Genomic DNA, 12,830 nt, shown 5'->3' on the forward strand with positions numbered 1-12,830 from the left:
CCAAGCAGGAGCTGCCGCCAATGCTGCCCGCCCCTTACGACCGTGTGCTGGCCGAGCTTCAGTCCGTCATCCCGCAGGCAAGGCTGGTCACCGACCCGCTGCGCACGCTGGCCTACGGCACCGACGCCAGCTTCTACCGGCTGATCCCGAAGATCGTGGCGCTGGTGGAAACGGAGGAGGAGGTGGTGCGGCTGCTGCGCATCACCCGCGGGCACAGCGTGCCGGTGACCTTCCGCGCCGCCGGCACCAGCTTGTCGGGCCAGGCGGTCAGCGACAGCGTGCTGGTGGTGCTGGGGGACGGCTGGCGGGGCTGCACCATCGGTCCGGCTGCGGCCACCGTCACCCTGCAACCCGGCGTGATCGGGGCGGAGGCCAACCGCCGCCTCGCCCCGCTGGGCCGCAAGATCGGCCCCGATCCGGCCTCCATCGCCACGGCGAAGATCGGCGGCATCGCCGCCAACAACGCCAGCGGCATGTGCTGCGGCACCGCGCAGAACAGTTATCGCACGCTGGAGTCGATGCGGCTGGTGCTGGCCGACGGCACGGTGCTGGACACCGCGGATGCGGCCAGCTGCCGTGCCTTCCAGCAAAGCAATGGTGCGTTGCTCGACCGGCTGGCGGCGCTGGGTTCCCGCACCCGCGCCGACGAGGCGCTGGCGACCCGCATCCGCGACAAGTTCCGCATCAAGAACACCACCGGCTATAGCCTGAACGCACTGGTGGATTACGAGGACCCGGTCGACATCCTCCAGCACCTGATGATCGGGTCGGAAGGAACGCTGGGCTTCATCTCCACCATCACGCTGCGCACCGTGCCGGAGCATCCGCACAAGGCCAGCGCGCTCCTGTTCTTCCCCGACATCGCCGAGGCCTGCCGCGCGGTGGCCCTGCTGAAGGCCGCCCCGGTCGACGCCGCCGAGCTGATGGACCGCGCCTCGCTCCGCTCCATCCAGGACAAACCGGGCATGCCGCCGCAGATCCGCAGCTTCGGCCCCGAGGCGGCGGCCGTGCTGGTGGAGACCCGTGCCGAGAGCGCCACGGCGCTCGACGCCAACGTTGCGGAGATCGCCACGGTGCTGGCCGGCTGCGTCACCATCGGCGATACGAGCTTCACCACCGACGCCAAGGCCTGCGAAGGCTTCTGGAAGATCCGCAAGGGCCTGTTCCCGGCGGTCGGCGCCATCCGCCAGACCGGCACCACCGTCATCATCGAGGACGTCGCCTTCCCCCTGCCCCGACTGGCCGACGCGACGCGCGAATTGCAGGCGCTGTTCGAGCGCCACGGCTACCGCGAGGCGATCATCTTCGGCCACGCGCTGGAAGGGAACCTGCACTTCGTCTTCACCCAGGCCTTCGACACCCAGGCGGAGATCGACCGCTACCGCCGCTTCATGGACGATGTCGCCGAGCTGGTGGTCACCCGCTATGACGGCTCGCTGAAGGCGGAGCACGGCACCGGCCGCAACATGGCCCCCTTCGTCGAGATGGAATGGGGTCCGCAGGCCTATGGGCTGATGAAGGAGATCAAGGATCTCTTCGACCCCGACGGGCTGCTGAATCCGGGCGTCATCCTGAACGGCGACCCGCAGGCCCATCTGAAGAACCTCAAGCCGCTGCCGCCGGCCGACCCACTGGTCGACACCTGCATCGAGTGCGGATTCTGCGAACCGACCTGCCCGTCCCACCGCTTCACCCTGTCGCCACGACAGCGCATCGTCGGCCGACGCGAGATGGCGCGGCTGGAGGCCACCGGTGACGATGCCGGGCGTCTGGCCGAGATCGCCGCCGCCTACGATTACCAGGGCATCGACACCTGCGCCGCCTGCGGCCTGTGCGCCACCGCCTGCCCGGTGGGGATCGAGACCGGGCTGCTGATCAAATCCATGCGCGGCGAACGCCGCGGTGCCATGGCCCGCAAGGCAGGGGCATTGGTCGCCGACCATATGGAAGGGACGCTGGGTCTTGCCCGCACCGGCCTGCGTCTGGCCGATTTCGCCCGCCGCACGGTCGGACATGGGGTCGCCGAAGCCGCGGCGCGCGTGCTGACCGGCGGCGAACTACCCTCACTGCCGCGCAGCCTGCCGACCGCCGCGACCTTCTCGCCGAAGGCGGAAACGGTCACCGACGACGACGTGCCGACGGTGGTTTACGCCCCCAGTTGCGTCAGCCGCACCATGGGTCCGGCCTCTGGCGATCCCCAGCAACGCCCGCTGCCCGAGGTCGTCGAATCGGTGATGCGCAAGGCCGGCTTCCGCATCCTCTATCCGGAAGCCGCGGACGGCCAATGCTGCGGCATGCCGCTGGAAAGCAAGGGGCTGATCGAGGCCGCCGACGCCAAGGCCGACGCCATGCTGGCGGCCCTGTCGAAGGCGAGCCGGGGCGGCCGCTATCCCGTGGTGATGGACACCAGCCCCTGCGCCCTGCGGCTGAAGAAGCGGCTGACCGACGCGGGGCTGCGCATCCTCGACGTGGCGGAGTTCCTCGGCGAGTTCGCCCTGCCCCGCCTGGACATCGCCAAGACGGCGGAACCGGTGATGCTGCACCTGACCTGCTCCACCCGCCGGATGGGGCTGGACGGCGCGCTGACAGCGGTGGCGAAGGCCTGCGCCGCGACCGTGGTGGTTCCGCCCGATGTCGGCTGCTGCGGCTTCGCCGGAGACAAGGGCTTCACCACGCCGGAACTGAACGCCCACGCCCTGCGCCACCTGCCGGCCACGGTGCCGGAAGGCTGCGCGTCGGGCTACTCCACCAGCCGCACCTGCGAGATCGGCCTGTCCGACAAGGCGGGCGTTCCCTACCGGTCCATCGTCTATCTGGTCGACGCCTGCGCAACGGCGAAGGCCGAGGCGACGGCGCGGGTGGCGGAACCGGCCTTCTGAACGACGCCCGCAGACAAGATTATTCCTGAGGAAGCGCCCGATGTCCGCGATCCCCAAACCCACCCGCGTCTATTACTTCGGCACCTGCCTCGTCGACCTGTTCTTCCCCGACGCCGGGATGGCGGGGATCGAGCTGTTGCAGTCGCAGGGCCTGACCGTCGTTTTCCCGCAGGGGCAAAGCTGCTGCGGCCAGCCCGCCTACAATTCCGGCTACCGCGCCGACGCGCTGAAAGTCGCCCGCGCCCAGCTGGATCTGTTCCCCGGCGACGATCCCATCGTCGTGCCGTCGGGCTCCTGCGCCGGCATGATGAAGAAGCACTGGCCCGACCTGTTCCACGGGGAGCCGGATGAGGCCAAGGCGGTGCAGGTTGCGGCCCGCGTCTGGGAATTGACGCAGTTCCTGGTCCATGTCCTCGACGTCCAGCTCACCGACAAGGGGGAGCCTGTGCGCGTCACCTGGCACGCCTCCTGCCATGCCCAGCGCGAAATGGGCGTGGTCGAAGAGCCGAAGGCGCTGCTGCGCCAGCTTGCGAATGTCGAGCTGGTGGAGTTGAAGCGGGAGAAGGAATGCTGCGGCTTCGGCGGCACCTTCGCCGTGCGCCATCCGGAGATCTCCGCCGCGATGGTCGGCGACAAGGTGGCGGACATCGCGGACACCGGCGCATCCCGCGTGGTGTCGGGTGACTGCGGCTGCCTGCTGAACATCACCGGCGCGCTGGAAGCCGGTGCCAAGGCCGCACGCGGCCAGCACATCGCCCAGTTCCTGAAGGAGCGCATCCATGGACGGTAACGCACCGGATTTCGCCGCCGCCTCGCGCGCGGCGCTGGCCGACCCGCAGCTGCGCGGCAATTTCCGTCGCGCGATGGACGGGCTGATGAGCAAGCGCGCCGCCCAGTTCGCCGATGCCGGCGAATGGCAGGGGGTGCGGGCGCTGGCCGCCTCGGTCCGGCTGCGCGCCCTGTCGAAGCTGCCGGAACTGCTGGAGAAGCTGGAGGAGACCTGCACCCGCAACGGCATCACCGTCCATTGGGCCGCCACGACCGATGAGGCCAACGCCATCGCGCTCGACATCCTGCACAAGACCAACGCCAAGCTGGTGGTCAAGGGCAAGTCGATGGTGACGGAGGAGATGCATTTGAACGCCGTTCTGGAAAAGGACGGCATCGAGGTTCTGGAAAGCGACCTCGGCGAATACATCGTGCAGCTGGACGGCACCATGCCGTCGCACATCATCATGCCGGCGATCCATCTGAACACCAAACAGATCGCCCATCTGTTCAAGCGCAGGATCAAGGACGCCGAAAACCGCGAGGATGCCGCCTATCTGACCGACCTTGCCCGCCGGGTGCTGCGCGCCAAGTTCCAGGCCGCCGATGTCGGCATGTCCGGGGTCAACGCCGCGGTGGCGGAAACCGGCACCCTCTGCCTGATCGAGAATGAGGGCAACGGCCGCATGTGCACCACGGTGCCGCCGGTCCACATCGCCTTCATGGGGTTGGAAAAGGTGGTGGAAAAGCTGGAGGACGTGCCGCCGGTCATCAGCCTGCTGCCGCGCTCGGCCACCGGCCAGCCGATCACCACCTACGTCAACATGATCTCCGGCCCCCGCAAGCCGGGTGAGAAGGACGGCCCACGTGAGGTTCATCTGGTCATCCTCGACAATGGGCGGTCCAGCATCTACGCCGACCCGGAACTGCGCGACACCCTGCGCTGCATCCGCTGCGGCGCCTGCATGAACCATTGCCCGGTCTACACCAAGGTCGGCGGCCATGCCTATGAGGCCCCTTATCCCGGCCCCATCGGCAAGATCCTGGTGCCGCAGATCGAGGGGTTGGCCAAGCGCGGCGCCATGCCCCACGCCTGCACCATGTGCAACGCCTGTGTCGAGATCTGCCCGGTGAAGATCCCCATTGTCGAGATCATGGGGCGCCTGCGGGTCGAGGCGGTGAAGCCCAGCGGTTCGGTGAAGGACGGCGGCGCCAAGGCCAGCCGGACGGAAGCGATGGTATGGAGCGGCTGGGCGGCGATGAACGCCTCGCCAACCGCCTACCGCGTCGCCACGCTGGCGATGAGCAAACTCGGCAATGCGGCGCCGTCGTCTCTGCCGATGCTGAAAGAGTGGACGAGCGTCCGCACCAAGCCGCGCTTTGCCGGCCGCACCCTGCACGACCTCGCCCGCGCCAAGGGGGTTCCCGATGTCTGACGCCCGCAACTCGATCCTGACGAAACTGCGCAGGACGCGCGACGCCCACCCGCTGACCCCGCCGGCCTCGGATTTCGCGCCGATCGAAGCGAAGCAGTGGGCGGAGGAAGAGCGGCTGCCCCGCATCCGCCGCCTGATGGAGGCGGTGCATACCGAGTTTCTCGACGCGGCCGAGGCCGATTGGCCGGCGGTGCTGCGCGAGTTCCTGGCGCGTGAGGGGGTGAGGTCGCTGGTCTACGCGCCGGAGACTGAGGCAGGGAAGCGGCTGGTCGAGGGGTGGGGCGCAGGCTCCACCGCCCTGATCCCCTACGACTGTCCGCTGGAAGACCTCAAGCCCCGGCTGTTCGACTCCATCGAAGCCGGCCTGACCACCACCCGCGGCGCCATCGCCGAGACGGGGAGCCTGATCCTGTGGCCGACGGCCGCGGAGCCGCGCACCCTCTCGCTGGTCCCGCACATCCACATCGCGCTGCTGCGTGCGGACGCCCTCTACGACACCTTCCTGCAAGCCATGCGCGAGCAGGGATGGGCGCAGGCGATGCCGACCAACGTGCTGCTGGTGTCGGGTCCCAGCAAGACCGCCGACATCGAGCAGACGCTGGCCTACGGCGTTCATGGGCCGAAGCGGCTGGTCGTCCTCGTGGTCCATCCGTGACGGCCCGTCCGAGCGCGGAGCCGGCGGCCCGGCTCTACGAGGCGATCCTGCATCTCAGGCGCCTCGGACACCGGGTGGAGAAATGCGAAGGGCGGCGCGGGCGACATCGGCTGGATGGAGCCGAGATCGCCGACGCCGCCCTTCTTGAGCTGGCGATGACCCGCGTCCGCCGTGCGGCGCGGGTCACATATTCAGGTCAGGCCGGCCCAGGTCAGGCGGGACGCACCGCCGCCGGGCGCGACACCGCCACCGACGGCTTGCGGTCGTAGCGGTCGACGCTGAGGCCTTCCATGTCGATCTCGGTCTGACGACCGCTGACCACGTCGGCCAGCACGCGGGCGGAACCGGCGGACATCGTCCAGCCCAGCGTGCCGTGGCCGGTGTTGAGGTAGAGGTTGCGGACATTGGTCGCCCCCAGGATCGGCGTGCCGTCCGGGGTGTTCGGGCGCAGGCCGGTCCAGAACTCCGCCTTCGACAGCTCGCCGCCCTTCGGGAACAGGTCGCTGACCACATGGTCCAGCGGGCCGCGGCGGCTCTCGCGCAGGCTGAGGTCGAAGCCGGACAGTTCCGCCGTGCCGCCGACGCGGATGCGGTCGCCCAGCCGGGTGACGGCGATCTTGTGCGTCTCGTCCATCACCGTCGATTCCGGAGCGTGGGCGGCGTCGGTGATCGGCAGGGTCAGCGAATAGCCCTTCACCGGATAGACCGGCAGGTCGATGCCCAGCGGCTTCACCAGCTTGGGCGAATAGCTGCCCATGGCGACGATGTAGCTGTCGGCGGTCAGCGTGCCCTGGTCGGTCAGCACGCCGGTGATCTTGCGACCGTCGCTCTCCAGCCCGCGGATGGAGACGCCGTAGCGGAACTCCACACCGCGCTTGGCGGCATAGTCGGCCAGCTTGTTGGTGAACTGGAAGCAGTCGCCGGTCTCGTCGCCCGGCAGGTGCAGCGCGCCGACCAGCTTGTCCTTCACATGGGCCAGCGCCGGCTCGACCGAGGTCAGGCCGTCGCGGTCGAACAGGCTGTAGGGAACGCCGTAGCGCTCCAGCACCGCCATGTCGTAGCCGGCGGCGTCCATCTGCTTCTGGGTGCGGAAGACCTGCAGCGTGCCCTGGGTGCGCTCGTCATAGGTGATGCCGGTCTCGGCGCGCAGGGCCTTCAGGCAGTCGCGGCTGTATTCGGCGACGCGGACCATGCGGCTCTTGTTCAACTGATAGCTCGCCTCGTTGGCGTTGGCCAGCAGCTTCAGGCACCAGGACCACATCGCCGGATCCAGCTTCGGCCGGATCACCAGCGGCGAATGCTTCATCATCATCCACTTGGCGGCCTTCAGCATCAGCCCCGGCGCCGCCCAGGGAGCGGAATAGCCCGGCGACACCTCGCCCGCGTTGGCGTAGCTGGTCTCCAGCGCCGGACCGGCCTGACGGTCGATCACGGTCACCTCATGCCCGGCGCGCGCCAGATAATAGGCGGTGGTGACACCGATGACGCCGCTGCCCAGAACGATCACGCGCATGAGACTGGCTCCCCGAGGGATGGATGACTTCGCTTGGCTGGGTGTTTCGCAAACACCGTGCCAGTCCGGGAAATGGCGGATTTGCTGCAATGCGGGCGGAGCGGCGGGTGATCTGGTGTATGCGTATGTTTACAGGGAGGCGGCCTTTCCGGGCTAGGGTGTTGAAGATGAACGGTTTGAAGCGGTGTAAAGATTTTGATACAGCGTAACGATATGTGTACAGTGATTGTCGGTCGTCCCCACTGCCAACGCCACGCCCATGCGCATCGAAGTCACCTTCACCGACCGTGTCGGCATCGCCCATGAGATCCTCGCCGTGCTGGCGTTGCGCCGGCTCAATGTGGTCGGTGTCGAGGTCGACCCGCCGCTGATCCACATCGACGCCCCCGGCCTCGATCCGGCGGCCCTGCCTGCTCTTTCCGACGCGCTGCGGGGCATTGCCGGGGTGCAGTCGGTGGCGGCCATCGACATGCTGCCGGGTACACGGCGGCGGCTGCATCTGGATGCGCTGCTCGCCGCCCTGCCCGACCCGGTGCTGGCGGTCGACCGTGCGGCCCGGGTCGTGGTGGCGAGCGCCGCCGCCGCCCAGGTCGCCGGACTGCCGGAGGCGCGCCTCGCCGGCCTCGATCTCGGCGAGCTGTTCGGCGAACCGGGCCTGACGGACGAACTGACCGCGGGCGGTTTCCGCATGTCAGGGCGCGAGGTGACGCTGAACGGCCAGCCCTTCCTGCTGGAGGTGACGCCCATCGTCGATGTCGAGGCGGCGGGCGCCGTCATCACCCTGTTCACCCCGTCGCGCCTTGGCGAGCGGCTCGACGCCATCCAGAATTTCGATGAGGGCGGCTTCGACCGCATCCTCGGTGAATCGCCGCCGATCCGGGCGCTGAAGGCACGCGCCGCACGTGTTGCCGCAATGGAGGCGCCGCTGCTCATCCTGGGCGAGACCGGCACCGGCAAGGAGCTGATCGCCCACGCCTGCCACCGCGCCAGCCCGCGCCGGGACAAGCCCTTCCTGGCGCTGAACTGCGCCGCCGTCCCGGAGAATCTGGCGGAGAGCGAACTGTTCGGCTATGCCCCCGGGTCCTTCACCGGGGCGCAGCGCGGCGGCAAGCCCGGCCTGCTGGAACTGGCCCATGGCGGCACAGTCTTCCTCGACGAGATCGGCGAGATGTCGGCCTATCTCCAGGCCAAGCTGCTGCGTTTCCTCAATGACGGCAGCTTCCGCCGGGTGGGCGGCGAGCGCGAGCAGAAGGTGGATGTCCGCGTCATCAGCGCCACCCATCGCTCGCTGGAGGCGATGGTCGCCGACCACAGCTTCCGCGAGGATCTGTTCTACCGCCTCAACGTGCTGACGCTGGACGTCCCGCCCCTGCGCGAACGCGGGCAGGACATCCTGCTGCTCGCCCGCCATTTCATTGCGCGCGCGGCGGCTCAGGCCCGCCGCCCGCCTAGCAGGCTGACCCCGCCGGCGGCGGCGGCGCTTCTCGCCAACCGCTGGCCCGGCAATGTGCGGCAGTTGGAGAACGTCATCTTCCGTGCCGTGACGATGAGCGATGGCGGCACGCTGGACGCCGCCGATCTGGAACTGGCCGGCGCCGGCATGCAGGCGGCCGAAGTGCCGGCAGAGGATGCCGGCAGCTGGGAGGATGCGGTGGACGGGTTCGAGCGGACGCTGCTACGCCGGCTCTACCCGCGCTTTCCGTCCAGCCGCAAGCTGGCGGCGCGGCTGAACACCTCGCACACCATGATTGCCAACAAACTGCGGAAATACGGCATCCCGGAGCGGTGAAGAGCGCCGCCCCGATCCGGATCAGTGGCCCTTGGCCGGGGCAGCGTGCTTTTCAGGGGGGTGCTTTTCGGGAGCCGGCTTCGCAGCAGCCGGCTTTTCCGGGGCTTTCTCGGCAGGCTTCTCGGCAGCGGGCGGCTCCAGACCGGGGGGTGGACCGCCGAAGGTGATCGTCACTTCGGTCACCGGGCCGGGATCGGGCTGGCTGTGGTGGAATCCGGCCGCGGCACCGGGGCCGAGCGTCTCGGCCGACTGCTCGATGGCCCAGCTTTGCAGCAGCTTGTGCTCCGGACCGAAGGTGTTGACTCGCAGCGGCGGCAGCGTGCGCTCGGTGTCGGTCGTGTTGGCGACCTCCCCCTCCAGCAGCAGGACGGTCTTCCCGCCTTCGAGCTTCTGTTCCGAGCGGATGTTGCGCAGTTCCAGCCCGAAGCCCGGCGGTTCGGCCGGCATGCCGACGGCATCATAGAGCAATGCCGCGGGCGGCCATCTGCGGACGATGGCGTCGCGGGCGAAATAGGCGCTGGCGGCGGAACCGGCGACCAGCAGCCCCAACACCGCCAAGCCGATCACCGTGCTGCGGGCCGGCTTGGCACGCGGGGCCTTGGGTGGCTTGGTCCTGGATTTTCCGGCGGATTTTTCTGCGGATTTCCCGGCGGCCTTCGCGGGCCGCAGTTCGGTCAGGGCATCGGGGACGACCGGCTCAAGCTCCGCCCGGTCGGGCATCTGCCACCAGGTGTGACCGCAGCGGGCGCAGCGAACCTTCCGGCCATCCTGCCCGAGCGATTCGTCGGACAGGGTATAGCGCGTCGAACAGGTCGGACAGGAAACGATCATCGCGCCGTCGCAGAGAGGTTGCCGCTTGCCTTATAGATAGGAGTGGCGCGCGGCGCAACCGGCACCCGCGGGGTGGTGCCGGTCATCCATCTGCATGTGGCATCGGCGCATGCGCATGCCTCCTCCGACCCGTGACGAAGCCGTGGGTCGGGGGGAGGCAAAAGCGTCTTACATGCCGCCCGGATAGTTCGGCCCCCCGCCGCCTTCCGGCACGACCCAGTTGATGTTCTGGGTGGGGTCCTTGATGTCGCAGGTCTTGCAGTGCACGCAGTTCTGCGCGTTGATCTGCAACCGCGGATCGCTGCCGTCGTCGTTGCGGACGATCTCGTACACGCCGGCCGGGCAGTAACGCTGCTCCGGCGCGTCGTAGAGCGCCAGATTGACGCTGATCGGGACCGACTTGTCCTTCAGCGTCAGGTGCGGCGGCTGGTCTTCCTCATGGTTGGTGTTGGAGAGGTAGACCGAGGACAGCCGGTCGAAGCTGACCTTGCCGTCCGGCTTCGGGTAGGCGATCTTCGGCGCCTCGCTGGCCTTCACCAGCGTGGTGTGGTCGGCATGGTGCTTCAGCGTCCAGGGCGACTTGCCCTTCAGCCCCGTCTCGTAGGCGGCGTTCGCCAGACCGGCCCACAGGCCCTTCTGGAAGCCCGGGCGGATGTTGCGGACGGCGTACAGCTCCGGCCAGACCCAGGACTGCTTCAGACGCTCCGGATAGGCGATGACCTCCGGACCGTTGTCGGCACCGCCGGTCAGGTGGTCGAACACCGCCTCGGCCGCGACCATGCCCGACTTCATGGCGGTGTGGTTGCCCTTGATCTTCGGCACGTTCAGGAAACCGGCACCGTCGCCGATGAGGAGGCCGCCAGGGAAGGTTAGCTTCGGGATCGACTGGAAACCGCCTTCCGACAGCGCGCGGGCGCCATAGGACAGACGCCGGCCTCCTTCGAAGGTCGGGCGGATCGCCGGGTGGGTCTTGTAGCGCTGGAACTCCTCGAACGGGCTCATGTGGGGGTTCCAGTAGTCGAGGCCGACGACGAAGCCGACCGACACCAGATTCCCTTCCATGTGATACAGCCACGACCCGCCATAGGTCTTGGGGTCCATCGGCCAGCCGATGGTGTGGACGATCAGGCCCGGCTTCGACTGGGACGGGTCGACCTCCCAAAGCTCCTTGATGCCGATGCCGTAGGTCTGCGGCTGGCAGTCGCGGCGCAGGTCGAACTTCTCGAACAGGGTCTTGGTCAGCGACCCGCGGCAGCCCTCAGCGAAGATGGTCTGCTTGGCGTGCAGTTCCATGCCGGGCGTGTAGTTGCCGGTCTTCTCGCCGTCCTTGCCGATGCCCATGTCGCCGGTGGCGACCCCCTTCACCGCGCCCTTGTCGTCATACAGCACTTCCGCCGCTGCGAAGCCGGGGTAGATCTCGACCCCAAGCTCTTCCGCCTGCGTCGCCATCCAGCGGGCCAGATTGCCCAGGCTGATGATGTAGTTGCCGTGGTTGTTCATCTGCGGCGGGGCGAAGGGCGACTTGTAGGCCTTCGTTTCCGTCAGGAACAGGAAATGGTCTTCGCGCGCCTTGGTGGTGAGGGGGGCGCCCTTTTCCTTCCAGTCCGGGATCAGCTCGTCCAGCGCATGCGGTTCGAAGACGGCGCCGGACAGCAGGTGGGCCCCCACCTCCGACCCCTTCTCGATCACGCAGACGCTGAGTTCCTGCCCGGTCTCGGCCGCGCGCTGCCGCAGACGGATCGCGGCGCTCAGGCCCGACGGGCCGGCGCCGACGATCAGAACATCGTATTCCATGACCTCGCGCGGTTCGCGTTCCATCACCACACTCCCCCACCGTCTTGTTTTGGTACTGTTTCCCTCGGGACGCCCTATGGTCTTTTTGCGGGCGCGTGCTTGTAGCACGGTTTGCGCCGCACCCAAATTGGGTATCTGGACATGTAAGACCACACGATCTGTGGTAAGGTCAAACGATGATTGACGTATGCGACATCCTCGACGCGCTGCGCTGGCATGCCGATATCGGCTGCGACGAGGCCATCGGCGACGAGCCGACCGACTGGGCCGCCCTCACCACCCGGCCGGTGGCACGTGCACCGTCAGCCGGCGCAGCCGCGGCCGGTGGCGCCGCTTCCGGCCCTGCTGTGGGGCCCAACGCGGCGCGCGGTCCGACTCGGGCCCCGGCCCCGGCGGCAGCACGTCCGGCAACGGCCCTCTTCGCCTCGCCCGACCAGCCGCTGGGCGCCAGCGAGGCCGGCATCCAGGCCCGTGCCCGCGCTGGAGACGCGCAGACGCTGGAGGCGCTGGAGGCGGCCCTGCGCAGCTTCGACGGCTGCCCGCTGAAGGCGACGGCGATGAACACCGTCTTCGCCGATGGCAACCCGCAGGCGCGGGTGATGCTGATCGGCGAGGCGCCGGGCGAGGATGAGGACCGGCAGGGCAAGCCTTTCGTCGGGGTCAGCGGCAAGCTGCTGGACCGCATGCTGGCCCAGATCGGTCTCGACCGCAGCGCCGTCTACATCTCCAACATCCTACCCTGGCGCCCGCCCGGCAACCGCAGCCCGACCCAGGCGGAGATCGCCGCCTGCCTGCCCTTCCTGGAGCGGCATGTGGAGCTGGTGCGGCCGAAGCTGCTGGTGGCGCTCGGCGGGGTTTCGGCCAAGACCCTGCTGAACCGGGCAGAGGGAATCACCCGCCTGCGCGGACAGTGGCGGACCTATGAGGTCGTGGGAACTCCCGTTCCGCTGATGCCCATGCTCCATCCGGCGTACCTCCTGCGCAACCCTATCGCAAAACGGGAAGCGTGGCGGGACATGCTTGCGTTGCAGCAAAAGATCGCCGAAGAAGGGATCAAGTAATCGAAAGAGAAAATGGGATGTCACAGGGCTGCCGAAATCGTTCGTATGATTGCGATCACCGCGCAGCACAAATGTGGCCAGACCATGCCGAAAGGCATTTTCCC

The 12,830-nt window shown here is 68.2% G+C and carries 10 protein-coding genes; 7 read left to right on the top strand and 3 right to left on the bottom strand.

All coding sequences use genetic code 11. From position 1 onward, the window contains the following. Positions 1–20: 20 nt before the first annotated feature. Genes ABNQ40_RS32265 through ABNQ40_RS32285 form a run of 5 tightly spaced genes read left to right on the top strand, consistent with a single transcriptional unit; the run spans position 21 to position 6,007 of the window. Complete coding sequence (locus ABNQ40_RS32265; RefSeq protein ID WP_109049983.1) at positions 21–2,879, top strand: FAD-binding and (Fe-S)-binding domain-containing protein; 2,859 nt, start codon at positions 21–23, stop codon at positions 2,877–2,879. 40 nt (positions 2,880–2,919) lie between these two features. Continuing rightward, complete coding sequence (locus ABNQ40_RS32270) at positions 2,920–3,669, top strand: (Fe-S)-binding protein (protein WP_109049982.1); 750 nt, start codon at positions 2,920–2,922, stop codon at positions 3,667–3,669. Continuing rightward, the gene (locus tag ABNQ40_RS32275; RefSeq protein WP_109049981.1) at positions 3,659–5,083 is read left to right on the top strand and encodes a LutB/LldF family L-lactate oxidation iron-sulfur protein; all 1,425 of its coding nucleotides are present in this window, start codon (positions 3,659–3,661) and stop codon (positions 5,081–5,083) included. The genes ABNQ40_RS32270 and ABNQ40_RS32275 overlap by 11 nt, the downstream gene beginning before the upstream one ends. Then, the gene (locus tag ABNQ40_RS32280) at positions 5,076–5,738 is read left to right on the top strand and encodes a lactate utilization protein (RefSeq protein WP_109049980.1); all 663 of its coding nucleotides are present in this window, start codon (positions 5,076–5,078) and stop codon (positions 5,736–5,738) included. Before ABNQ40_RS32275 ends, ABNQ40_RS32280 begins: the two co-directional genes overlap by 8 nt. Continuing rightward, positions 5,735–6,007 (top strand): hypothetical protein, encoded by a 273-nt coding sequence (locus ABNQ40_RS32285; protein WP_146255490.1) that lies wholly within the window; start codon positions 5,735–5,737, stop codon positions 6,005–6,007. Before ABNQ40_RS32280 ends, ABNQ40_RS32285 begins: the two co-directional genes overlap by 4 nt. Here the strand turns inward: ABNQ40_RS32285 and ABNQ40_RS32290 are convergent. Then, the gene (locus ABNQ40_RS32290; RefSeq protein WP_109049979.1) at positions 5,950–7,251 is read right to left on the bottom strand and encodes a D-amino acid dehydrogenase; all 1,302 of its coding nucleotides are present in this window, start codon (positions 7,249–7,251) and stop codon (positions 5,950–5,952) included. The genes ABNQ40_RS32285 and ABNQ40_RS32290 overlap by 58 nt on opposite strands. A gap of 259 nt (positions 7,252–7,510) precedes the next feature. Between ABNQ40_RS32290 and ABNQ40_RS32295 the strand changes: the two genes are divergently transcribed. Continuing rightward, on the top strand, positions 7,511–9,040 hold the full coding sequence (locus ABNQ40_RS32295) for a sigma 54-interacting transcriptional regulator (protein ID WP_109049978.1): 1,530 nt from the start codon (positions 7,511–7,513) through the stop codon (positions 9,038–9,040). Between the two features lie 21 nt (positions 9,041–9,061). Here the strand turns inward: ABNQ40_RS32295 and ABNQ40_RS32300 are convergent, their stop codons facing one another. Both ABNQ40_RS32300 and ABNQ40_RS32305 read right to left on the bottom strand, forming a co-directional pair. Beyond that, positions 9,062–9,871, bottom strand: coding sequence for a zinc-ribbon domain-containing protein (locus tag ABNQ40_RS32300; RefSeq protein WP_109049977.1), 810 nt, complete (start codon positions 9,869–9,871; stop codon positions 9,062–9,064). Positions 9,872–10,039: 168 nt separating this feature from the next. Further along, complete coding sequence (locus tag ABNQ40_RS32305; protein WP_109049976.1) at positions 10,040–11,689, bottom strand: electron transfer flavoprotein-ubiquinone oxidoreductase; 1,650 nt, start codon at positions 11,687–11,689, stop codon at positions 10,040–10,042. 152 nt (positions 11,690–11,841) lie between these two features. Here ABNQ40_RS32305 and ABNQ40_RS32310 point away from each other — a divergent pair, with 152 nt between their 5' ends. Further along, positions 11,842–12,726 carry a uracil-DNA glycosylase family protein gene (locus ABNQ40_RS32310; protein WP_109049975.1) on the top strand — a complete coding sequence of 295 codons (885 nt, stop codon included), beginning with the start codon at positions 11,842–11,844 and terminating at the stop codon, positions 12,724–12,726. Positions 12,727–12,830: the final 104 nt, after the last annotated feature.

The sequence above is a fragment of the Azospirillum sp. A23 genome (assembly GCF_042938965.1).
GTDB lineage: Bacteria > Pseudomonadota > Alphaproteobacteria > Azospirillales > Azospirillaceae > Azospirillum > Azospirillum melinis.

What these genes read in the sequence shown, in the direction of transcription:
- ABNQ40_RS32280 (WP_109049980.1), top strand. Translation starts at nt 5,076, where the DNA reads ATGTCTGACGCCCGCAACTCGATCCTGACGAAACTGCGCAGGACGCGC.
- ABNQ40_RS32265 (WP_109049983.1), top strand. Translation starts at nt 21, where the DNA reads ATGCTGCCCGCCCCTTACGACCGTGTGCTGGCCGAGCTTCAGTCCGTC.
- ABNQ40_RS32300 (WP_109049977.1), bottom strand. Translation starts at nt 9,871, where the DNA reads ATGATCGTTTCCTGTCCGACCTGTTCGACGCGCTATACCCTGTCCGAC.
- ABNQ40_RS32295 (WP_109049978.1), top strand. Translation starts at nt 7,511, where the DNA reads ATGCGCATCGAAGTCACCTTCACCGACCGTGTCGGCATCGCCCATGAG.
- ABNQ40_RS32270 (WP_109049982.1), top strand. Translation starts at nt 2,920, where the DNA reads ATGTCCGCGATCCCCAAACCCACCCGCGTCTATTACTTCGGCACCTGC.
- ABNQ40_RS32305 (WP_109049976.1), bottom strand. Translation starts at nt 11,689, where the DNA reads ATGGAACGCGAACCGCGCGAGGTCATGGAATACGATGTTCTGATCGTC.
- ABNQ40_RS32290 (WP_109049979.1), bottom strand. Translation starts at nt 7,251, where the DNA reads ATGCGCGTGATCGTTCTGGGCAGCGGCGTCATCGGTGTCACCACCGCC.
- ABNQ40_RS32310 (WP_109049975.1), top strand. Translation starts at nt 11,842, where the DNA reads ATGATTGACGTATGCGACATCCTCGACGCGCTGCGCTGGCATGCCGAT.
- ABNQ40_RS32275 (WP_109049981.1), top strand. Translation starts at nt 3,659, where the DNA reads ATGGACGGTAACGCACCGGATTTCGCCGCCGCCTCGCGCGCGGCGCTG.